A 19,555-nucleotide genomic window follows, 5' to 3' on the forward strand; every position below is an offset into this window, starting at 1 on the left:
CAGCCTACCGGGGATCGTTCTCCCACGCGAACAGTCGTGCTCATCGGGCGCGTTCACCTGACCGCACGATGCGCGAGCGCGCCGGTGCCCCGGACCGTGCCGGTGGCGCCACGCAGGTCGGTGACCAGTACACCGGTGTCCGACCCGGAACGCTGCCGCGTCTCGCTCGGACCCACGGGTACGGCAAGGCCCGGCCGGACGTCCAGCGGAATCAGCTGATCATCGCGCCGTGAACCGCTGGATCAGCCGCTGGGCCTCGCCGGTGGTGACGGCCGCGGCGATGGTGGCGGCCTCATCGGCCGCGCTGCGTTCGCGGGAGACATCGAAGGACGAGCGGATCAGGCGTTTGGTCTGTCCGAGCGCGGCGGCCGGACCACCGGCCAGTGTCTCCGCCAGCTCGCTCACCCGGTCCGCCAGCGCCTCGTCGTCGGCCACCTCGGTCACCAGGCTCCAGTCCCGCGCCTGCTCGGCGGTCAGCGTGCGCCCGGTCAGGGCCAGTTCGAGCGCGCGCTGGGTACCGACCGCACGGGGAAGTAGGTAGGACACCCCGCAGTCCGGGGTGAGCCCGATACCGGAATAGGCCATCCGGAACTTGGTCGACCGCGCGGCGACCACGACGTCGGCGTTGAGCACGAACGCCAGTCCCGCCCCGGCGACCGCGCCCTGCACCCCGGCCACCACCGGTTTCGGCAGCGCGGAGAGGCGCCGCAGCGCGGCTTCCGCCTCCGATGCCAGTCCGTGCAAGTACTCCGACGGTTCCGGCGCGGCCAGGAACGAACGCACGTCCCCGCCGGCGCAGAAGCGGGCGCCCGCGCCGGTCAGCACCACGACACGGACATCATCGGCCTCGGCGGCGGTGACGGCAGCGGCCAGCTCCCGGACCGTGGGCAGGTCGATCGCGTTCGACACCTCGGGCCGGTCCAGCGTGATCCGGCCGACTCCCCCGGTGACCTCCCAGCGCACGCTCACGCGACCCTCCGCAACAGCGCCGCCAACGCCTGTCCGCCGCCGATGCACATCGTCACCACAGCGAGCTCCTGGTCGTGCCGCACGAGGTGCTTGGCCGCCCGCACCGTGAGGATGGCCCCGGTCGCGCCGACCGGGTGCCCCAGCGCGATGGCGCCACCATAGGGGTTGGTCTTGTCCGGGTCGAGCCCGGCGTCGCGGATCACTGCCACGGCCTGGGACGCGAACGCCTCGTTCAGTTCGACCACGTCGATGTCGGCCGGCGTGATTCCGGTCTGCTCGAACAGCCGCCGCAGCGCTGGAACCGGCGCGTAGCCCATCAGCTCCGGTTCCATCGCCGCGGTCGCCACCGCCTCCAGGGTCACCAAGCCGGTCAGCCCACGCTCGGCCACGACGGACTCGCGCGCCAGCACCACGGCCGCCGCACCGTCGTTGATGCCCGAGGCGTTGCCCGCGGTGACCGTGCCGTCCTTCTCGAACGCCGGACGCAGCTTTCCCAGCGCCTCCAGCGTGGTCCCGGGCTTCGGGTGCTCGTCCTCGGTCACGGTCACCGGCCGCCGCCCGCCGACCTCGACCGGCACGATCTCCCCGGCGAACGCCTCCTTGGCCGCGACCGAGGCGGCCCGCCGCTGCGACTCCAGCGCGAACTCGTCCTGCTCCCGTCGGGACACGCCGAACTTGCGCGCGACGTTCTCCGCGGTTACTCCCATGTGGATGTCGTGGAACGGGTCGGTCAGCATCATCACCGTGCCGTCCACCAGCGTGCGGTCCCCCAGCCGGTATCCGGAGCGGGCGCCGAAGTCGTAGAACGGCATCCGGCTCATCGACTCGTCTCCACCGGCGAGCGCGAAGTCCACGCCGCCCCAGCGCATCTGCATCGCCGCGGACCAGATCGCCTGCAGACCCGACCCGCACAGCCGGTTCACCGTGTAGGCGGGCGTCGTCACGGGCAACCCGGCGGCCAGCGCCACCCGGCGCGCGTTGTAGGCGTCCGGGCCTGCCTGCCCGATGCAGCCCATCACGACCTCGCCGAGATCCGCCGGCTCCACCCCGGCCCGCTCGATCGCGGCCCTCGCCGCGGTCGCGCCCAGCTCGAACCCCGGCACATCCTTGAACGCGCCGCCGAAGCTGCCCACCGGCGTCCGCGCCCCCTCCAGCAGCACGATCCTGTCCTGGCTCATCCGCACCTCATTCACGCCCGACGATCTCGGGCAAAGAGTAGGTCGTCCGACTATTTCGTGGGTGATATATGCATCACAGGCGGGCAGATCACCACACTTCACCGACCGGACGGGCCCTACGGTCACCGCCGCTCACCGTTAGTTTTCGGGCACCTCGGGCATCATGACGACCAGCCGTCCGGTGACACGACCTTCCCGAAGCCGCTCGATGCCCTCCGGCACTTGCTCGAATCCCAGGTGTTCCACCGCCGGGGTCACCGCGCCGGAGGCGAGGTGTTCGAGCACCGCCCGGATGTCCTCCCGGGTCCCGCCGGAAGACCCCACGATCCGCGCCTTTCGGTGGATCACGTCGGCGGTGACCAGGCTGGTGCGTTCGGCCCCGAGCCCCAGCATGACGACGGTGCCACCCGTGCGGATCGCGCGGACAGCCGAGTCGGTGGTCGCCCCGAAGCCGGCGAAGTCGATCACCGTGTCGAGGTCACGCCCCTCCAGGGCGGCCGCCGAGTGGACGACGTCCGCCACGTCCAGACCACGCCCCAGCTCGACAGCCTCCGGGCGCACATCCGCTGCGTGCACCTCGGCGCCGTGCAGCACTGCGAGGCGTGCCCCGATCTGGCCGAGTCCACCGAGTCCGATGATGCCGACCCGGCTGCCTGGACCGACGCCGGCCACCTTCACCACCGCGTGGTGCGACGTCATACCCGCGTCGGTGGCAAGGGCCGCGAGGGCGTAGGACAGCCCGGACGGCAGCCGGAGCAGGTCCAGGGCAGGGGCCACGACGTACGCGGCGTAACCCCCGTCCCGCCCGTATCCGGGCACCGTGGCGCCCATCGGGAAAACAGCGACTCGGTCTCCCGGCGCGAATGCGGTCACCAGGGCGCCGGTCTCGGCCACCTCGCCGGCGATCTCGTGCCCCAGGGTGATCGGATTCTTGTGGATGTTCTCGGCCCACGACGGCTCGTCCAGTTCACCGACGTCGGAGTGACACATGCCGGCCGCACGAACCGCGACGAGGACCTCGCCCCGCCCCGGCCGGGGAACCGGAACCACGCACCTGCTCAGCGGCCGGCCGGTTCCGGTCCACTGCCACGCTTCCATCATCGCCGGGGACGGTGTGGACATCAGCTCCTCCGCAAACCGTCGCACGGATCGTTCACGCGGCCGAAAAGAGGTCGACGCCGCCGCGAGCGGTCACCTGCAGGGCCTCGCGGGCGACGAGCACGTCGAGGTGCGCCATCGTCTCGCAGACCGCGATCATCTGGTTGAAGGGATCGAGAACGTCGAACGGCCGCTCCCGCCGTGTCCAGGTCAGCCGCGACGCCACGGTGATCCCGTCCACGGCGTCGCCGGCGCCCGCGGCGACCGGATCTCCGGCAACCGCCGCGCGGGTGGCGGCGAAGCGCCGCTCGTGGTGGGCCAACAGCTCGCGCACGCGAGCATGCACGCTGCCGCCCGGCATACCGTGGGCCGGCAGCAGGGTGGCGTCGGGCCGGCGATCCAGCACCTCCAGGGAGGCGAGGTACTGCCCGAGCGGCAACTCCCAGTCCCCCAGCTCGAAACCGATCGACGGAGTGATCGTGGGCAGGACGTGGTCACCGGCGAACAGCAGGCCCGCGGCCCGGTCGTGGAAGACCAGGTGCCCCTTCGTGTGGCCGGGGACGGCCACGGCCTCCATCGGTCGGCCGGCCACGGTCACCGGGCCGGCATCGAGCCAGACGTCGGGGTCCTCCCAGTCCCGCGCGGTCCAGGATTCCTCCGCCGTCAGGCCGGCCACGCGCGCCGCAAGGTCCTCCGCGCCTGCCCGGGCCAGCTCACGCAGCGACGAGACCGGTTGGTTGTTGCCCAGTTCCCGGATCAGCCGGACGCCCGTGCGCTCGCCGGCGCCGAGGTGAATCCGGGCGCCGACCTTGCGGCGCAGCTCGGGTGCGAGCGTGTAGTGGTCGCGATGCACATGCGTGACGAACACGTCACGGATGTCGCCGACAGCGTGGCCGATCCGGTTCAGACCGTCGTCGAGCAGTTCCAAATTGCCCGGCACCCGCCAGCCCGCGTCGATGAGTGTGAGCCCGTCCACGCCGGCGAGGACATAGACGTTGACCGCTTTGAGCCCGTCCTGCGGCATCGGCAGCACGATCCGGTGGACCCCGTCGGCCACCGGGTGGGCTCCGGGCGCGGTCCACTCGCCGGTGCTTGCGGCGGCGCCGCCCGGGCCGGTCACCGGTGCCCGGCCAGCGTCGCCCCGTCAGGCGCCAGTGCGATGCGCCCGCCGCGCATCGCGGCGAGAACGACGATTTCGTCCATGAGGTTCTCCTTCAGCTCGGGTCACCACCGGGTGACCGGCGTCAGATCCGCGCGCCCGCCTGGTACCCCTCGGCGATCGCGTGACTGATCCGCCGAGGCGTGCGGCAGTCCCCGATCACGGTCACCGGCGCACCCTCGGGCACCTCCCGCACCAGGGCGTCCACCGGGACCCGCGGGCTGTGCCACACCGTGAGCACGTCCTCCAGGCGCCGCTGGGTGCCGCCGCCGAACGCCGGGCGCAGCAGCACCGGCTCCGACGCGTCGCCGGGCACGACTGCTTCGTGCCCCACCAGGAGTTCGACTCCGCCCGCGCCGAGCCGCCGCAACAGCGGGCCCGCGCTTTCCGCCGGGACACGCGTCGCCAGTCCGGTGAGCGGTGTCGCGAAGGTGACCTGCCAACCGTCGCGCAGCAAGGATTCCGCGGCGCTGTAGGCCGGCCAGAACCCGTCGCCCTCGTCGTAGACCAGCGCGCGCCGCCCCGGTACCTCCGGCACCTTGCCCAGCAGCACGTCGTCGATCGTCGCGGAGGCACGTGCGGCGAGGCCGGGCCGGATGCCCGCCGACTTCGAACCGGTCGCCAGCACCACGTGGTCGGCCAGCGAGAGGATTTCGGCGAAGTCGTCCGCCTCGATCCCCGCCGCCAGGTTCACCTCCACCCTGAGCCGCTTCATCTCGTTCCCGAGGTAGTCGACGATGTCGATGATCGTGGCCCGGTGCGGGGACTCGGCCGCCACCCGCACGGTCCCGCCCAGCCGGGTCGACCGCTCGAAGACCGTCACCCGGTGGCCACGCCCGGCCGCCACCCGCGCCGCCTCCAGCCCGGCCGGTCCGCCGCCGATGACGTACACCTCCTTGGAGCGCGGCGCAGGCACTCCCAGGTTCGGATGGCGGCCACGCCCGACCTCCGCGTTGACCGCGCAGTGCAGGTGCGGATCGAAGGCCCGGCAATCCTGGTTGATGCCCAGGCAGCCGCGCACCTCGGCAAGGCGCCCGGTCCGCGACTTCTCCGGCAGGTCGGGGTCGGCGATCAGCGCGCGGGCCATGCCGACCAGGTCCGCGTGACCCGATTTCACGATGTGCTCGGCCGTCGCGGCGTCGCGAATCCGCTGGCCCACCAGAGTCGGCAGTCCGGTCGCCGCGCGCACCCGCGCCGCCGACGGCACCGCGACCGCGTCCGGGTTGCCGGCGTCCTTGACGTAGTTGCCCCGGGTACCGTGTGTGATCGAGAAGTAGTCGGCGCCGAGGCAGGCCAGATCCTCGGCGATCCGCACGCAGTCGTCGATCCCCATGCCCCCGGGGATCTCCTCCTCACCACTGAGCCGCACGCCGATCACGAACCCCTCGGGCACCACCGAACGCATCGCCGCGAGCACCATCCGGGTGAAACGCATCCGGTTGCCGAAACTGCCACCGAACGAGTCGGTGCGCCGGTTGGTCAGCGGCGAGAGGAACTGCGCGGGCAGGTAACCGTGCGCGGCATGGATTTCGGCACCGTCCGCGCCCGCTTGCACCAGGTTCTCCGTGGAGATCCGCCAGCCCTCGACGATGTCCTCGATCTCGCGCACGGTCAGCTCGTGCGGCGGGTACGCGTCCCGCGCCGTCTTGATCGGCGAGGGCGCCACCGGCGGGGAATCCGACTCGCCACCGATGAATTCACGGCCGAGGTGGCACAGCTGCCCGATGAACTTCGCGCCGTGCCGGTGCACCACCCGGGCCTTCGCGGCCGCCGCCGGCACGAACTCGTCGACATAGGCTTCGACGAGCTTGCGCGAGCGCAAGGTCGAGCTGCGGTGCACGACGGTGGCCCCGCCGATGATCATCCCCACGCCACCGGCGGCGAGCCGCCCGAAGTGCTCGGTGTCGCCGTGGGTCGGCACGCCCTGCTCGGCCATGCTCGTACCGGCCGGTAACGCCACCAGCCTGTTGCGCAACGTCAACGGGCCCAGCCGGAACGGCGAGAACGCGTGCTCGAAAGTCTCCACCCATGCATCCCTTCCGTCGGCGAACCGGGAACATCCCCAGCGGAGCCCGGCGCGGTCGGTGCGTCCCGTCGCTCAACCGGAGCCGGCTGTGGCCTCACGCAGCCGCACGGCGAGGTCCGTGGCGTCCCGGCGGGACAGCTTGCCGACCCGGTTCTGGGGAAGGGCCTCGACCTGGAACACGTACTCCGGCCACTTGCCCTTCATGAGGCCCTCACGGCCGAGGTGATCCTGAATCGCGGGAAGATCGAGGTTTCCGGACGAACTGACGACCAGCGCGGCCACGCGTTCACCGAGCACCTCGTCCGGCACGGCGACCACGCACACCTGATCGACCTGCTGGTGGCGGGCGACCGCGCCCTCCACCTCCGCGATGTCGATGTTGCGGCCGCCGCGGATGATGATGTCCTTTTCCCTGCCCCTGACCGAAACCCGCCCATCGGGGCGGACCTCGATGAGATCACCGGTCGGCAGGAAGCCGTCCCCGGTCAGCTCCGGTGCGGTGACGGCACCACCGCGCGCGTAGCCGGTGAACAGGGACGGCCCGTTCACCTGCGCCCTGCCGGTTTCACCGGGCGGCAGCACGTTCCCGGTCTCGTCGACGGCGCGCAAGACGGTGCCGGGAAACGGGGTCCCGTCGGTGCCGAGGCGGATTTCCTCCGGGTCGTCCGGCGAGGATGTCGTGTGACCCAGGCATTCCGACATGCCGAACACGCGCAGGAAACTCGTGCCGAGGCGGCGTTCGGCGCGGCTCAGCGCACCGGCGTCCATCGGCCCGCCGCCGACGGTCATCGCCACCATCGACGCGAGCAGTCCCTCGCCCGTAGCGGCGGCGCCCATTTGCAGCGCCATCGTCGGCACGCACATCGTCCAGCGTGCCTCGTGCTCGGCCAGCATCCGCACCGCTTCGGCGGGATCCCACTTGTCCAGCACCACCATCCGGCCCCCAAGCAGCAGCGGGAGGTAGGCGCCGAAGCAGATCGCCGCCGCGGACGACAACGGCACCATGGCGCCGATGGCGTCACCGGGCCGGAGCCCGACTGCCTCGATCGTCGACCGGCAGGCGTACCGCAACGCCCGTTCCGACTGGACGACGCCCTTCGCCCGCCCGGTCGATCCCGAGGTCAGGCCGATCACGGCACCGTCTCGCCAGCGGCCGGAAGGCAGCCCCCTCTCGCCCGCGAGCCGCCACCCGTCGAGCACGTCGGTATCGCTCGGCGGCCGGAAGCCGTCCGCGCCCCACGCGTCGAACAACTCGGGTGCCGCGACGACCGCGTCCGGCGCGATGTCCTCGCACGCGGCCGCGAACTCCTGGCGCGTGCTGTGCCGGCTGATCAACGCCAGCGTGCCGCCCGTGCAGCCGGCCGCGACCACGCCGACCACCGTCCGCCACGTGTTGTCGGCCTGCAGCAGGAGCGTCGAGCCGGAGCCGGCGACGCTTTCCAGTTGCGCGGCAAGAGCTTCGCCGGCCGAGAGAATGCCGGCCAGGGTGTGCACGCCGTCCTTGTCGACCACGATCTCCGCGTCCGGGGTATCCGAGACGCGCTTGCGCAGGTCGGCGACGAGTTCCCGCATCGCTCCCCCTCAGGCCCGGAACATCTCGCGCTCGTCGCCGAGCAACGCGATCCGCTTGCCGCGCATCGTGCCGACGTGGGCGATCGCGTCCGCCCATTCCTTGCTGGCGAGCGCGGCACGGAGGGCTTCCTCGCTGTCGAAGCTCAGCACGGACAGCCCGTCCCAGCCCTCGGAGCGGGGTTCGAGCGCGCTCGACACCGCCGTGTGGCGCCAGGCCCGCAGGCCCGGCAGCGGATAGGTGACCTCGGCGTGCTCACCACGCCACCAGTCGATGAACTGCTCATGCGTCCACTCCGGCGGGCGTGCGGCGAGCAGTGCGAGGTTGAACATCGATGTCTCCTCTCGGGGATTCAGCGGGCTTCGACGTCGAGTTCCGGCGACCGTCCGATGATGAGCCGGGACACCTTCCCGTCACCGTCCAGCCGCGCGCACGCGACGAACGAGGACTCGAACGCGCCGCCGCGGCGAGCCTGACCCAGGACCAGCTCGTCGGAGCCGACGGTGGACGCGGTCAGCACGTGATGCGTCAGCACGCCCTTTTCACGCTGCGCGAGGTAACCCTCCATGGCCGGACGGCCGCCGTTGAAGTCGGTGGCCGCGGCGCTGCCGGTGCCGAACACGATCGAAAAAGTGAAGTCCGGGGCGATCATGCCGAGGATGTCCTCGGGCCGATCGGAATCGATCGTGGCGAACCACCTGGTCAGTACGGGCGCGCTCATGCGTTGTTTCCCTCGGGGAGCGCGAACATGTGGAACGTCGTGTGGAAGAACGCCTGGTACCGCGCGATCTTCTGGTCCGGCGACAGCAGCGCCACCGCGGAGAAGGAACCGGTGCCCTTACCGTTGCCCTCGGTGACGTAACCGTAGACCATTTCCAGGTCGCCGTCCGAGCAGGCGCTGATCACGTTGTGCTTGCGGCCGACCGGCGGCCGCCCTTCGAGGTAGTCACGAAGCGCGTCCTGGCCGTTACCGGTGGTGTCATCACCGCGCACGGCGATGAGGAACTCGACACCGGGCTCCACGAGGTTCAGCCCGGTCAGCGGCTCCGGGCCGTCGATCCGCGCGTAGTAATCGGTAATGACCATCGGCACTTCCTTTCCATTGTGACCGCTCATCAGCGGCGGTTCACCGGGGATCTCCCCCGGTCGCGATCAGCACGCACGACGTTTCGACGGAATCGGCGATGGCCTCCAGCGTGAGCCGGCCGCCCGGCCGGTACCACCGCCACACTCCGACGATGAGCCCCAGCAGGATGCGTGCCACCAGCGCCGGATCCTGCCGGACGAAATCACCGCCGCGCATTCCTTCCTCGAGCAGCTGTGACCAGTTCCGCTCGATCTGCGCCACCAGTTCCCGGCATCGCTGACGCTCGTGTTCCTCGCGCGCCGAGCTGCGCGGGTTGGCGATGACGGACATGTTCGCCTGCAGAATCCGGTTCTGCAGCACTTCGCCCGGCGTCAGGGAATACGCGGCCCGCACGGCTGCCCGCAACGCCGGTACCGTTCCCTCGGCATCTGCCACGGCCCGCGCGAAGGCCGCTTCGGAATTGCGCAACGCCAGCCGCATGATGGTCAGCAGGCAGTGCGCCTTCGACTCGAAGTAGTGATACAGGGCGGTCTGGCCGATGCCGACCCGATCGGCCACTTCCGACCATTTGATGGCCTCGTATCCGACCTCCCCGAACCCTTCCATCGCCGCGGCGAGAATGGCGGGCCGCTTCGAACGCGGGCCGTCCGCGGCTTCGGTCAGTGCTTCGATGCTCATGTCGTTCCTCCTCGGTCACGCTGTGAGCACAACCATAGCCGAACTGACTTCAGCTCAGCGTCGAAACGACATCGTCGGTCCCGGCAAGTGCGAGCACCACCGCCGGGGCCAGGCCGCCGGCGTAGGCACCGACGTACAGCCCGCCGATGTCGGAACCGGCGGCGTAGAGCCCGGGCACGACGTCCCCGGCCTTCGACAACACGTGCGCCTTCTCGTCGACGCGCACGCCCGCGAACGGGAAAGTGATGGCCGGGACGGTTTCCACGACGTAATACGGAAGTTCGGCCAGCGGCCGCGGATCGAACTCACGGGCGGGGCTCGGCGCCTCTCCCGCGGCGAGCCGTGCCACCTCTTCGGCGATCTTGACTCCGTGGTAACCCCACTCCGGCGGCATCGCGGCGAAGTCCTCCGCGTCGTCGGCGATCACGCATCGACCGCCGCGGCGCCTGGCCAGCGCGAACTTGTCGGTGAAGGGCGCGCCCTCCACGTAAGCGGCGTTGACGAACTCGCGGTACCCGCGCGCGTCGGTGATCAACAGCGCGCGTGCTTCCCGCTGCGCGAGCAGCGCATTGGCGTTGTGATGGTCACCGACCGTCTCGTCGACGAAGCGCTCGCCGTCGAGGTTGAACATCAGCGCGTGCTCGCTGTAATACAGCGCCAGGTCCACGAACAACTCGGGCTCGAGGGTGATCTGCGAGGGCACGAGATGGCCGTAGAAGCCGCCGTGCCGGTTGGCCGCCACACCCCCGGCGCCCTGGGCGAGCCGCAGGCCGTCGCCACGACTGTACGGGTTGGAACGCAACGGGATTTCGCCTGCCGCGGCGTGCACGTATTCGGCCCTTAGCTCGGCGTCGGCCTGGAACCCCCCGGTGGCGAGCATCGTCGCACGCGCTGTCACGGCGCGGGTCTGGCCGCCGGGCAGCGTCAGTTCCGCGCCGACCACGGTCCCGGCGTCGTCGACGCGGAGTCTCCCGGTGGTCGTCGAGGTGAGGATCTCACCCGCGCCGGCGACGATCTTGCGGCAGGTCTCGACATACAGCGCGGTGTCGAACTGGTGGCCTCGGCCGAAACGCAGGATCGGCACCGCGGGGCCGACCGGAACGCCGAGCCCGCGCAGGAAGTCCACCGCGCCGGGAAAACCGTTCACGACGGCCGCCTTGAGCGCCGGATCGCCGTCCGGGTTGGCCTCGTCCATCGCCTCGATCGTCGGCGCCGTCCACAGGTAGCCGGCGTAGAGCGCCGAGCCGCCCAGGTTCGGTGCCCGCTCCACCAGCAGGACCCGCAGCCCACGCTGAACCGCGCGGGTCGCCGCGGTCAGCCCGGCCATACCGCCGCCGACTACGAGCAGGTCGACGTTGTCCGTCACGCGTTGCCTCCGTTGATGGTCACCGGGCAGTCCAGCCGCCGTCGACGGTGAGCACCTGACCGGTCAGGTAACTCGACGCCGGCGAGGCGAGGAACAGCAGGGCGGTGTCCAGTTCGGACGCCTGCCCTGGCCGGCCCAGCATCGTGTTCCGGTTCACCCACTTCGCCGAGCGTTCGTCGGCGAACAGTTCCTCGTTCATCTCGGTCCGGAACCAGCCCGGGGCGAGCGCGTTGACGCGCACCCCGCGCCGGCCCCAGTGCCCGGCCAGCTCGCGGGTCAGTCCCAGCAGCCCGGCTTTGCTCGCGGCGTAGCCGGCACTGCCCAGCGGAGCGGCCGAGACCAGGCCCAGGATGGAGCTGACGTTGATCACGGACAGCTCTCCCCCCAGCTCCGTCGCGAGCTGGGCGAGGTGGAACGGTCCGACCAGGTTGGTGCCGAGGACCCCGGCGAACTGCTCCGGGGTTTCCGCATCCGGCTTCGCACCGTTGTCCGCGCCCGCGTTGTTGACCAGGACGTCCAATGTGGCGCCCGCCGCACGAATCGCCTCGATCAGCGCGGCCCGGTCGTCCGCGTCGGAGACGTCGGCGCGGAACGGCCGGAAGGCCGGATTCCGCTCCGCCAGCCGTTCCAGCCGTTCCGCGCGCCGTGCGGTGATCCACACGGTGGCCCCGGCCGCGGCGAGCACTTCGGCAAAGCGCACGCCGAGTCCGGACGAGGCACCGGTGACCAGAGCTGTCCGGCCGGTCAGGCCGAACAGCTCCGCGGGCGTGCGGACGCTCAGCGTCCCGTCCACTTCGGCTCACGCTTCTCGAGGAACGCCGACACACCCTCGGCCGCGTCGTCGGAGTTCAGCGTGACACCCACCGCGAGGTGCTCGAGCACCATGAGCGAGGCGATGTCGGCGTCCAGACCACGGTCGATCGCCATCTTGGTGAGCTTCATCTGGAACGGGCTCTTGTTGAGCAGCTGGGCGATGAACTCGTCCACCGTCGCGTCGAGCTCGTCCGCCGGGGCGCTCGCGTTGATCAGGTCGAATTCGTCGGCTTCCTTCCCCGACAACAGCTTCCCGGTGAGCATCAGTTCCTTGGTCTTGCGGATGCCCAGCATGCGCGGGAGGCGGTAGATCGGGCCGGCGCCGCCGAAGAGCGCGCGACGGATGTGGAAGTCGCCGATCTTGGCGTTCTCGTCCGCGATCGCGAAGTCACAGGAGATCGAGACCTCGAAGCCACCGGCGGTCACGTAGCCCTCGAGCACCGCGACGGAGGGCTTGGACATGTTGTAGAGCCGGTCGCAGACCTTGGCCGAAACCACGGCGACGTCCATCGCGGTACTGGTGCCGATGAAGTCTTCCTTCAGGCTGTCCAGGTCGAAGCCCGACGAGAAGGTGTTCTCACGACCGCGGATCACCACGACGCGCAGCTCCGGGTCCGCCTCGATCTCGGTGATGAGCTGATCGAGCCGGTGCAGCATCGGCACCGTGATGCAGTTCTTCTTGTGCGGGCGGTTCAGCCAGATCCGCGCGATGTGGCCATCGCGCTCGAACTGCAGGTCGTCCTCGACTGCCATGATTCCTCCGATTTGTTTCTTCTTACGGGGCAAGGCTTTTGCTCAGGATGATGACGGAAGCGCGATTCCGGTCACCGGTGGCGCGGCGAGTTTGCCGGTGTCCCAGCGGTCCCAGTGGATGACCTCGTCGGGCGCGGGCCGTTTGGCCGGACTGAACTTCTCGCCCACGGTGTAGGCCAGCGGTGTCAGGCATACCTGCTGCACCGTGTCGAACGGGATGCCCAGGATCTCCGCGACCTCACGTTCGCGGGCCAGGTGCATCGTCGTCCAAGCCGTGCCCAGACCGCGGGCGCGGGCCGCGAGCATGAAGCTCCACGTCGCCGGAAGCACGCCACCGAGCATCGACGCGCTCGCGAGCGCCGGGGTGCCGTCCAGCCGCAGGCCGTCCAGGCAGGCGATCACGATCGTGCCGACCTCGTGCAGCGCACGCTCCAGCGCGTCCGCCGAGCGTGCGGTCTTCTGCTGGGTGTCCGGGTCCTTCGCCTCCACCCGGCCGAGGTAACCGGCCGATTCACGGTAGGAGCCGAGATAGACCTCGGAATAGATCCCCGCCACCGCGGCGCGAAGTTCGGGGTCGCGTACGACCACGAACCTCGTCCGCGGCACGTTGGAGCCGGCCGGCGCCTGCAGAGCCAGGCGAACGCACTCCCGGATGAGGCTCTCCGGGACCTCACGGGTGGGGTCCAATCGCCTCCGAACCGCACGCGTCGTTGTCAGCATCTCGTCAGCGTCCACAAATTGAACTAAGCTCAGTTTGGTTTGAATGTCAAGCGTCCGCGTACCGGGAGGATGAGCATGCGAGGTCGGCTGGCAGGGAAGAAGGTCCTTCTGACCGGCGCAACCGGCGGTCTCGGCACCGCCGTCGCCACGCGTCTGATCGAGGAGGGCGCATCCGTGGCGCTGACCGACGTCGACGCCGGGGCCTGCGCCGCCCTCGCCGGGCAGCTCGACGGTCCCACGGTGGTGTACGAGTTGGACGTCCGCGACGAAGACGCGTGGCAGCGCACGGTCGAGGGCGTCGTGCGGGAGTGGGGTGATCTGCACGTCCTGGTCAACAACGCGGGCATCGGCAGCAGCGCCACCGTCGAGGATGAGACACAGCGGCGCTGGGATGACGTCATCGCGATCGACCAGGCCGGCACCTGGCTCGGGATGAAGCACGGCGGCCCGGCCATCGAGCGTGCCGGCGGCGGCGCGATCGTGAATCTCGCGTCGATCCTGGGTGCCACCGGCGGGCTGGCCAACAGCTTTTCCTACGCCGCCGCGAAGGGTGCCGTGCGCTCGATGACGATGAACGCGGCCCTGCACTGGGCCACCCGGGGCGTGCGCGTCAACGCGGTGGTCCCGGCCTTCATCGGCACCGAACAGCTCTACAGCCGGTTCCGCGGCACCGAACGCCACCGGGCAATGCTCGCGAACACGCCGATGGGCAGGCTCGGACGACCGGAGGAGGTCGCCGCGGCCGTAGCCTTCCTCGCCAGCGAGGATTCGGGCTACACCACCGGTTCCGAGCTGTACGTGGACGGCGGCTGGAGCGCCCGATGAGGCCGGAAGATCCGGTCCGCGGGGACACAACGACTGGAAAGGTGGCCGATGCGCGCATTTCGTCTGAGCAGCCCAGGCAAAGCCGAGGTTGACGACATTCCGGTCCCCGAGCCGGGCCCGGGCCAGGTACGCCTCGCGGTCGCCGCGGCGGGGGTGTGCCATTCGGATCTGCACGTGATCCACGACGGTGCGGGCGACCAGTGGGCGATGCCGTTCACCCTGGGGCACGAGATCTGCGGTGTCGTCGACGAAACCGGCGACGGCGTCAGCGGACTGGAGCCGGGCAGCCAGGTCGTGGTGCACGCCCCGGTGGGTTGCGGCCGGTGTGCGCGATGCCACGCGGGCAGGACGAACTACTGCGATCGCCGCCGGACGCTTCCCGCGGCGGGCATCGGTCTCGGCGTGGACGGCGGGATGGCCGAGTACGTCGTGATCGACGCACGGGCCGCGGTAGGAGCCCCCGGTCTCGATCCGCGCCTGGCCGCGACGCTCACCGACGCCGGGCTGACGTCGTACCACGCTCTGACTTCCGTGCAGGGACTGGAACAAGGCGCGTTGATCGTCGTGATCGGCATCGGCGGTCTGGGTCACCTCGCGCTGCAGATGGCGCGGGCGCTCTACGACGCACGGGTCGTGGCCGTCGACACCCGGCCGGAACCACTCGCCCTCGCCGAAAAGCTCGGCGCCGCCGCGGTGGCCCGCGACGGGACGGAAGCATCCGCCGCGGTGCGACAGCTGTCCAGTGGCTGGGGCGCGGATGCCGTGCTCGATTTCGCCGGCGTAGCCGCGACCACGGCGTTCAGCCCCGATCTGCTGCGCACCGCGGGCACGCTCGTCCTCGTCGGCACCGGCGGCGGCTCCTACCAGATCACCAAGACCGGCAACCTGCCGCAGGGCCTGCGGGTCTCGGTTCCCTTCTGGGGCTCGCGGACCGAGCTGGAAGAGGTCGTCGCGCTGGCCGGTCGTGGTGTCCTGCACACGGAGACGACCGCCTCGCCACTGGACGAGGCAGCCGACGTGATGGAGCGAGTGCACCACGGCGAAGTACTCGGCCGTGCCGTGCTGCTCCCCTGACCCGGGGATGCCCGCGTGGCGCCAGCGTCTCGAGCTGGGTCACGCGGGTCACTTCCGGCTCACACCGCGGTGTAGCCACCATCGACCGGAACGCTCGCACCGGTCATGAAGGATGCCCGGCCGGACAGCAGGAACCCGACGACGGAGGCGATCTCCCCTGGGGCGGCCGCGCGCGACAGCGGTGCCCTGACCCGGCCGGCGATGGCCGTGCGCGGCACCGAGTTCAGCCCGTCACCCGCGCTGTTGTCGGCCAGGTTCGTCGCCACATGACCGGGGCAGACACAGTTCACGCGCAAGCCCCGGTCCGCGTACTCCGCGGCGAGACTGCGGGTCAGCGCGAGCACCCCGCCCTTCGTCGCGTCGTAAGCGGCCGAACGGCCCGCGGCCGCCACCGCTCCTACCGAACCGATCGTGACGATCGACCCCGACCGCGAACGCAGCAGCTCGGGCAATGCGGCCTGGATGCACAGGAAAGTGCCGGTGAGGTTCACACCGATCAGGCGCTGCCACGTCCCCAGCGGCATCTCGTCGGATGGCGTCCCGTCGGTCACGCCCGCACAGGTCACCAGCCCGTCGACGCCGCCCAGCGACGACGCGGCCGCGCCGAACGCGGCCTCGACGGAGCCGGCGTCGGCCACATCGCACTGCAGCGACAACACCCCGGAACCGAAATCCGGCGTGCGCAGGTCCAGCGCAGCGACCCGCTCCCCCGCGGCGACGAGCTGTTCGGTGACGGCTCGGCCGATGCCGCTTCCCGCGCCGGTGACGACAACCCTGCTCACGCGACTTCCACCTCCACGGGGCGCGCCGTCCGATCCAAGTCCTCACCCGATGTCTCGCGCATGGTGGCCACCACGATGAGTCCCACGACCGCACCGAAAATCACGTAGAACGCGGGGGAAATGGTGACCCCGGTCGCCGAGACCAGCCAGGTCGCCACCATCGAGACGGTGCCCGAGCCGATCACGCCGCCGATGTTGAACCCGATCGACAGGCCGGTGTACCGGATTCGCGTCGGGAACAGCTCCGAGTACATCGAGTAGACCACGCCCTGCTGCATGGCGAACGGGATGTTCAGGATCAGCGCGGCCACGATCGCCAGCGTCAGCGAACCCTGCTGCATCAGCAGGAAGCACGGCACCGCCAGCACCACGAACGCCACCATCGAGATGGAGATCATCCGGCGACGGCCGAAGCGGTCGGACAGCGATCCGGTCCACGGGATCACCGCCAGCGGCAGCAGCACGATCAGCACGACCAGCCACAGCGACCAGGTCAGCGAGTACTTCAGCACCGCGGACAGGTGCACCAGAATGTAGACCGAGGCGATGCCGCCGGTGGTCATCGTCGAGTAGGCCAGGCCCACCACGCGGAAGACCGAAGCCTTGTGCGTGCGGAACACCTGGGTGACCGGCGCCTTGATCGGCTCATTCTCCCTGACCATCTGCAGGAACAGCGGCGAGTCCTCGACCCGCATCCGGAACAGCGTCGCCACGACCAGCAGCGGTGCCGCGATCAGGAACGGAATCCGCCACCCCCAGCTGTGCATCTGCTCCGAGGTGGTGAACGCGCTGACCGTGCCCACCGACGCAGCGGCCAGCGCCATCCCCACGGAGATACCGATCGAGGTCGCGGAGCCGAACAGTCCGCGGCGGCGGGAAGGCGCCGACTCCGTCGACAACGAAGTCGCACCGCCGATCTCGCCACCGGCCGAGATTCCCTGCACGATCCGCAGCACCGTCAACAGCATCGGCGCGGCCACGCCGATCGAGCCGTGGGTCGGCAGCAGACCCGTCAGTGTGGTCGCGAGACCCATGCAGGTGACGGTGGCCATCAGCACCACCTTGCGGCCGCGCCGGTCACCGATCCGGCCGAAGATCAGCCCGCCGATCGGCCGGGCGAGGAAGCCTGCCGCCACCACGCCGAGGGTGCCGAGCAGCCCGACCAGGCCCTCCTTCGCGGGAAAGAACAGCGGCGCGAGCACTGTGGCGAGATAGCCGTAGATGGCGAAGTCGTAGTACTCGATGGCCGTGCCCACCGCGGCGGCGATTCCGGCCCTGCGAGCCACACGGTCACGGTCCGGCAGCGATTGTGTCGTCATTGGCACTCCTTCGCGTCAGGCAGCACGACTCCGTCAGCCGTACTTCCCGGGTCACCTGAACCCGATACTGAAGTGATCTCAGTTCAAATTTTCGGCCAAGCGCTTCTCGTCGTTGTGCACGAGACCGGCACCGACCACGAGGCTCGTGACTTCAGCGAGCAGGTGCGCCGTGACCACCCGTCTGGTGAGCTGTCGGGATCCGGTGCGACCTCGCGCCACGTCACGGTGGGTCGTGCGCGAGCAACTGCCGCACTTCGGCGCGACGGGAGCTTGATGCGAGCCATTTCCGGGCCACGTCGGTGCACTCGGTCACCTCGGCTTCGGTGACCGCACGGGACTCGGACGACAGGGAACCCCGCATCCTCCCCCGTCGCCGGTGTCGGCCGGACCGATCACCCCGGTACCCGCGTCGGCAAGCCGGACCGAGTGCGCGCGGCCTCGCCCGCGAGCCGCGCCGGTCATGAGCGCGACCTTGCCGGCCAATGTTGCCACGGCAGGTCCTTCCTGGATCCAGGCTCGGCCGGGGTAGCCGATCCGTGGATCCGCCCGCCACGGATCCCCGAGAGCGTCATCGCGGGAAACGTCCGCCATCCCGGTACCGGTTCCCGCAACACGACGTCATCGACGCCCGCGCCGCGTTCGGTTATGGCGATCGCGCGACCACCTTGCCTGAGATCCACGACGCGAAGCTTCGAACACACGCCCCGTCCCGGCACACCGACCTCCTCCGGTCACGTCCCGCGACCATCCTGCACGGTGAACCGAGGCTACTTCGATTTGACATCGGGTTCAAGTCTTGTCGAAGTCGCAGTCAAGTTCGTATTCGTCCCGCGGTGCGCAGGATGCCGGGGTGGCACGTGTGCGCCCGGCAGTGGAACCACGGGATGGTCACCGCCCGGAGCCACGCCGTCCCGGCTGCCGAGATCCCCTCGATGGGTTCGCGCGAGGTGTATGTGCACGCCGTGGATCTGGGCGCCGGTGTCACTGTCGCAGACCTGCCCGGTGACTTCCTCGCCTCTCCAGTCGACGACATCGTCGCCAAGCGCGGCCTGGCCATTGGCCGGCTCCCCGTCGTCGACTCGCCCTCGTTGTCATCATGCCGTGAAGCCGCAGGCCGCCCACGTCCTCGACCGCGCACTGGTACAAGCCGCGCTGGGGGGAACGCTCACCAGTGCTCGGCTTTGCGAGGTCGCCGGGCTGCTCGATCGGCTCGCGGTGCGGCTGCATGTCCGTGCAGGGCGAGCTCGACGGCACCCTCGCCGGACAACCGGTGACTCGCCCGCACCCCGACCGGGCTCGACGCGCCCGTAGCGGTGACGACCGCCGTGGACTGCTCAGCGTAAGTCGAGTGGCGTAGCGACGGCGGCACTGTCGAACAGCCTTGCCAGGTTCTCTGGCTTTCGGATGCCAGATCGACGGCATCGGGCCGCGTGTTCCGGGTCCCCGGCCCGCGAGGAGCGCCTGCCCGGCGAGTGCGCCGGGCAGGCTCGTTGCCGGTCGTCCCGAGGAACCCGAGCGAGGCGATCCCGTGCCCGGTTCCCCGAAGTTCATCAGTGCGCGGCCCCGCCCTCGCTGCTCAGCGGTTTCCCGGCAGCATCGGTAGGCGCTCGATCGTCGGAGGCTGCATTCGTCCACCACACGAACAGGCAGAGTGCGGCGATGCCAGCGAGGATGACCGGCACCCACACGCCCCCGAAGCCGACGAACGTCCCGAAGGCACCAGCCTCGCCGTCGTTCACAGCCGGCCAGCCGGTGGCGAGCCACGCGAAGCCCGCCGCGGCACCGGTGAGACCGCATCCCAGCGCGTATGCGACCGCCTCCGGATCGCGGATCCTGCGCCGGGAGACAGTGGTCGCCGCGAAGGCGACGATCACGCCGATGAAACCCACGACGTAGAGCACGACCAGCACACCGCGGGAGAGGCCGTGCGGAAGGGGGTCGTCCGTGCTGCTGGTGATCTCCCCGGTGTAGCCGAGGCGGTTCGCGAGCGCGTTGTCGAGAACGCCGACCCGGAAGACGTCGTAGATGGACGCCAGCCAGAACCCCACGAACGCACCGCAGACCAGCACCAGCACGGTGGCGGTCACCGTGCCGCCCGTGTGGATCTTCCGGACAGGGTTGGCCATCCCGTCGAGTCT

General features: G+C 70.2%; 20 protein-coding genes. 3 read left to right on the top strand and 17 right to left on the bottom strand.

All coding sequences use genetic code 11. The features are described from left to right. Positions 1 to 68 precede the first annotated feature (68 nt). Positions 69 to 233: a hypothetical protein gene (locus tag HNR02_RS27825; protein ID WP_179776524.1), complete on the top strand. Its 165-nt coding sequence runs from the start codon at positions 69 to 71 to the stop codon at positions 231 to 233. Here HNR02_RS27825 and HNR02_RS27830 read toward each other — a convergent pair. From HNR02_RS27830 to HNR02_RS27895, 14 genes are all read right to left on the bottom strand, one after another. Further along, positions 220 to 969 carry an enoyl-CoA hydratase/isomerase family protein gene (locus tag HNR02_RS27830; protein ID WP_179776525.1) on the bottom strand — a complete coding sequence of 250 codons (750 nt, stop codon included), beginning with the start codon at positions 967 to 969 and terminating at the stop codon, positions 220 to 222. The genes HNR02_RS27825 and HNR02_RS27830 overlap by 14 nt on opposite strands. Next, positions 966 to 2,147 carry a thiolase family protein gene (locus tag HNR02_RS27835; RefSeq protein WP_179776526.1) on the bottom strand — a complete coding sequence of 394 codons (1,182 nt, stop codon included), beginning with the start codon at positions 2,145 to 2,147 and terminating at the stop codon, positions 966 to 968. Before HNR02_RS27835 ends, HNR02_RS27830 begins: the two co-directional genes overlap by 4 nt. Before the next feature lie 138 nt (positions 2,148 to 2,285). Then, positions 2,286 to 3,269: a zinc-binding dehydrogenase gene (locus HNR02_RS27840; RefSeq protein WP_179776527.1), complete on the bottom strand. Its 984-nt coding sequence runs from the start codon at positions 3,267 to 3,269 to the stop codon at positions 2,286 to 2,288. A gap of 31 nt (positions 3,270 to 3,300) precedes the next feature. Further along, on the bottom strand, positions 3,301 to 4,365 hold the full coding sequence (locus HNR02_RS27845; protein ID WP_312861190.1) for an MBL fold metallo-hydrolase: 1,065 nt from the start codon (positions 4,363 to 4,365) through the stop codon (positions 3,301 to 3,303). A 124-nt stretch (positions 4,366 to 4,489) separates the two neighbouring features. Then, positions 4,490 to 6,430 (bottom strand): oxidoreductase, encoded by a 1,941-nt coding sequence (locus tag HNR02_RS36605; RefSeq protein WP_218914296.1) that lies wholly within the window; start codon positions 6,428 to 6,430, stop codon positions 4,490 to 4,492. Positions 6,431 to 6,502: 72 nt separating this feature from the next. After that, the gene (locus HNR02_RS27855) at positions 6,503 to 8,002 is read right to left on the bottom strand and encodes a class I adenylate-forming enzyme family protein (RefSeq protein WP_179776528.1); all 1,500 of its coding nucleotides are present in this window, start codon (positions 8,000 to 8,002) and stop codon (positions 6,503 to 6,505) included. Between the two features lie 9 nt (positions 8,003 to 8,011). Continuing rightward, positions 8,012 to 8,332, bottom strand: coding sequence for an EthD domain-containing protein (locus HNR02_RS27860; RefSeq protein WP_179776529.1), 321 nt, complete (start codon positions 8,330 to 8,332; stop codon positions 8,012 to 8,014). Between the two features lie 20 nt (positions 8,333 to 8,352). Next, positions 8,353 to 8,721, bottom strand: coding sequence for a hypothetical protein (locus HNR02_RS27865; protein WP_179776530.1), 369 nt, complete (start codon positions 8,719 to 8,721; stop codon positions 8,353 to 8,355). Further along, complete coding sequence (locus HNR02_RS27870) at positions 8,718 to 9,086, bottom strand: nuclear transport factor 2 family protein (protein WP_179776531.1); 369 nt, start codon at positions 9,084 to 9,086, stop codon at positions 8,718 to 8,720. The genes HNR02_RS27865 and HNR02_RS27870 overlap by 4 nt, the downstream gene beginning before the upstream one ends. Before the next feature lie 40 nt (positions 9,087 to 9,126). Beyond that, a complete protein-coding gene (locus tag HNR02_RS27875; RefSeq protein ID WP_179776532.1) occupies positions 9,127 to 9,765 on the bottom strand; it encodes a TetR/AcrR family transcriptional regulator in 639 nt (212 codons plus the stop codon). A gap of 49 nt (positions 9,766 to 9,814) precedes the next feature. Continuing rightward, positions 9,815 to 11,131 (bottom strand): FAD-dependent oxidoreductase, encoded by a 1,317-nt coding sequence (locus tag HNR02_RS27880; protein ID WP_312861191.1) that lies wholly within the window; start codon positions 11,129 to 11,131, stop codon positions 9,815 to 9,817. A gap of 19 nt (positions 11,132 to 11,150) precedes the next feature. Then, a complete protein-coding gene (locus HNR02_RS27885) occupies positions 11,151 to 11,924 on the bottom strand; it encodes an SDR family NAD(P)-dependent oxidoreductase (protein WP_312861192.1) in 774 nt (257 codons plus the stop codon). Continuing rightward, positions 11,909 to 12,697: an enoyl-CoA hydratase/isomerase family protein gene (locus HNR02_RS27890; protein ID WP_179776533.1), complete on the bottom strand. Its 789-nt coding sequence runs from the start codon at positions 12,695 to 12,697 to the stop codon at positions 11,909 to 11,911. Before HNR02_RS27890 ends, HNR02_RS27885 begins: the two co-directional genes overlap by 16 nt. A 42-nt stretch (positions 12,698 to 12,739) precedes the next feature. Further along, positions 12,740 to 13,417 carry a nitroreductase family protein gene (locus tag HNR02_RS27895; RefSeq protein WP_179776534.1) on the bottom strand — a complete coding sequence of 226 codons (678 nt, stop codon included), beginning with the start codon at positions 13,415 to 13,417 and terminating at the stop codon, positions 12,740 to 12,742. A gap of 75 nt (positions 13,418 to 13,492) precedes the next feature. On the opposite strand from HNR02_RS27895, the gene HNR02_RS27900 reads away from it, so the two are divergent. Together HNR02_RS27900 and HNR02_RS27905 are read left to right on the top strand one after the other, a co-directional pair. Then, positions 13,493 to 14,242 (top strand): SDR family NAD(P)-dependent oxidoreductase, encoded by a 750-nt coding sequence (locus HNR02_RS27900; protein WP_218914297.1) that lies wholly within the window; start codon positions 13,493 to 13,495, stop codon positions 14,240 to 14,242. A gap of 48 nt (positions 14,243 to 14,290) precedes the next feature. Further along, on the top strand, positions 14,291 to 15,316 hold the full coding sequence (locus HNR02_RS27905; protein ID WP_179776536.1) for an NAD(P)-dependent alcohol dehydrogenase: 1,026 nt from the start codon (positions 14,291 to 14,293) through the stop codon (positions 15,314 to 15,316). Between the two features lie 59 nt (positions 15,317 to 15,375). Here HNR02_RS27905 and HNR02_RS27910 read toward each other — a convergent pair whose 3' ends face one another. The 3 genes from HNR02_RS27910 to HNR02_RS27920 form a co-directional block, all read right to left on the bottom strand. Then, the gene (locus tag HNR02_RS27910; RefSeq protein WP_179776537.1) at positions 15,376 to 16,098 is read right to left on the bottom strand and encodes an SDR family NAD(P)-dependent oxidoreductase; all 723 of its coding nucleotides are present in this window, start codon (positions 16,096 to 16,098) and stop codon (positions 15,376 to 15,378) included. Further along, entirely contained in the window at positions 16,095 to 17,417 is a 1,323-nt protein-coding gene (locus HNR02_RS27915; RefSeq protein WP_179776538.1) for an MFS transporter, read from the bottom strand. The genes HNR02_RS27910 and HNR02_RS27915 overlap by 4 nt, the downstream gene beginning before the upstream one ends. 1,550 nt (positions 17,418 to 18,967) lie before the next feature. Then, complete coding sequence (locus HNR02_RS27920; protein WP_179776539.1) at positions 18,968 to 19,543, bottom strand: hypothetical protein; 576 nt, start codon at positions 19,541 to 19,543, stop codon at positions 18,968 to 18,970. Positions 19,544 to 19,555 lie beyond the last annotated feature (12 nt).

It is taken from the genome of Amycolatopsis endophytica, from assembly GCF_013410405.1.
GTDB classification, from domain to species: domain Bacteria; phylum Actinomycetota; class Actinomycetes; order Mycobacteriales; family Pseudonocardiaceae; genus Amycolatopsis_E; species Amycolatopsis_E endophytica.

What these genes read in the sequence shown, in the direction of transcription:
- HNR02_RS27825 (WP_179776524.1), top strand. Translation starts at nt 69, where the DNA reads ATGCGCGAGCGCGCCGGTGCCCCGGACCGTGCCGGTGGCGCCACGCAG.
- HNR02_RS27835 (WP_179776526.1), bottom strand. Translation starts at nt 2,147, where the DNA reads ATGAGCCAGGACAGGATCGTGCTGCTGGAGGGGGCGCGGACGCCGGTG.
- HNR02_RS27840 (WP_179776527.1), bottom strand. Translation starts at nt 3,269, where the DNA reads ATGTCCACACCGTCCCCGGCGATGATGGAAGCGTGGCAGTGGACCGGA.
- HNR02_RS27855 (WP_179776528.1), bottom strand. Translation starts at nt 8,002, where the DNA reads ATGCGGGAACTCGTCGCCGACCTGCGCAAGCGCGTCTCGGATACCCCG.
- HNR02_RS27860 (WP_179776529.1), bottom strand. Translation starts at nt 8,332, where the DNA reads ATGTTCAACCTCGCACTGCTCGCCGCACGCCCGCCGGAGTGGACGCAT.
- HNR02_RS27865 (WP_179776530.1), bottom strand. Translation starts at nt 8,721, where the DNA reads ATGAGCGCGCCCGTACTGACCAGGTGGTTCGCCACGATCGATTCCGAT.
- HNR02_RS27870 (WP_179776531.1), bottom strand. Translation starts at nt 9,086, where the DNA reads ATGGTCATTACCGATTACTACGCGCGGATCGACGGCCCGGAGCCGCTG.
- HNR02_RS27875 (WP_179776532.1), bottom strand. Translation starts at nt 9,765, where the DNA reads ATGAGCATCGAAGCACTGACCGAAGCCGCGGACGGCCCGCGTTCGAAG.
- HNR02_RS27890 (WP_179776533.1), bottom strand. Translation starts at nt 12,697, where the DNA reads ATGGCAGTCGAGGACGACCTGCAGTTCGAGCGCGATGGCCACATCGCG.
- HNR02_RS27895 (WP_179776534.1), bottom strand. Translation starts at nt 13,417, where the DNA reads ATGCTGACAACGACGCGTGCGGTTCGGAGGCGATTGGACCCCACCCGT.
- HNR02_RS27900 (WP_218914297.1), top strand. Translation starts at nt 13,493, where the DNA reads ATGCGAGGTCGGCTGGCAGGGAAGAAGGTCCTTCTGACCGGCGCAACC.
- HNR02_RS27905 (WP_179776536.1), top strand. Translation starts at nt 14,291, where the DNA reads ATGCGCGCATTTCGTCTGAGCAGCCCAGGCAAAGCCGAGGTTGACGAC.
- HNR02_RS27915 (WP_179776538.1), bottom strand. Translation starts at nt 17,417, where the DNA reads ATGACGACACAATCGCTGCCGGACCGTGACCGTGTGGCTCGCAGGGCC.
- HNR02_RS27920 (WP_179776539.1), bottom strand. Translation starts at nt 19,543, where the DNA reads ATGGCCAACCCTGTCCGGAAGATCCACACGGGCGGCACGGTGACCGCC.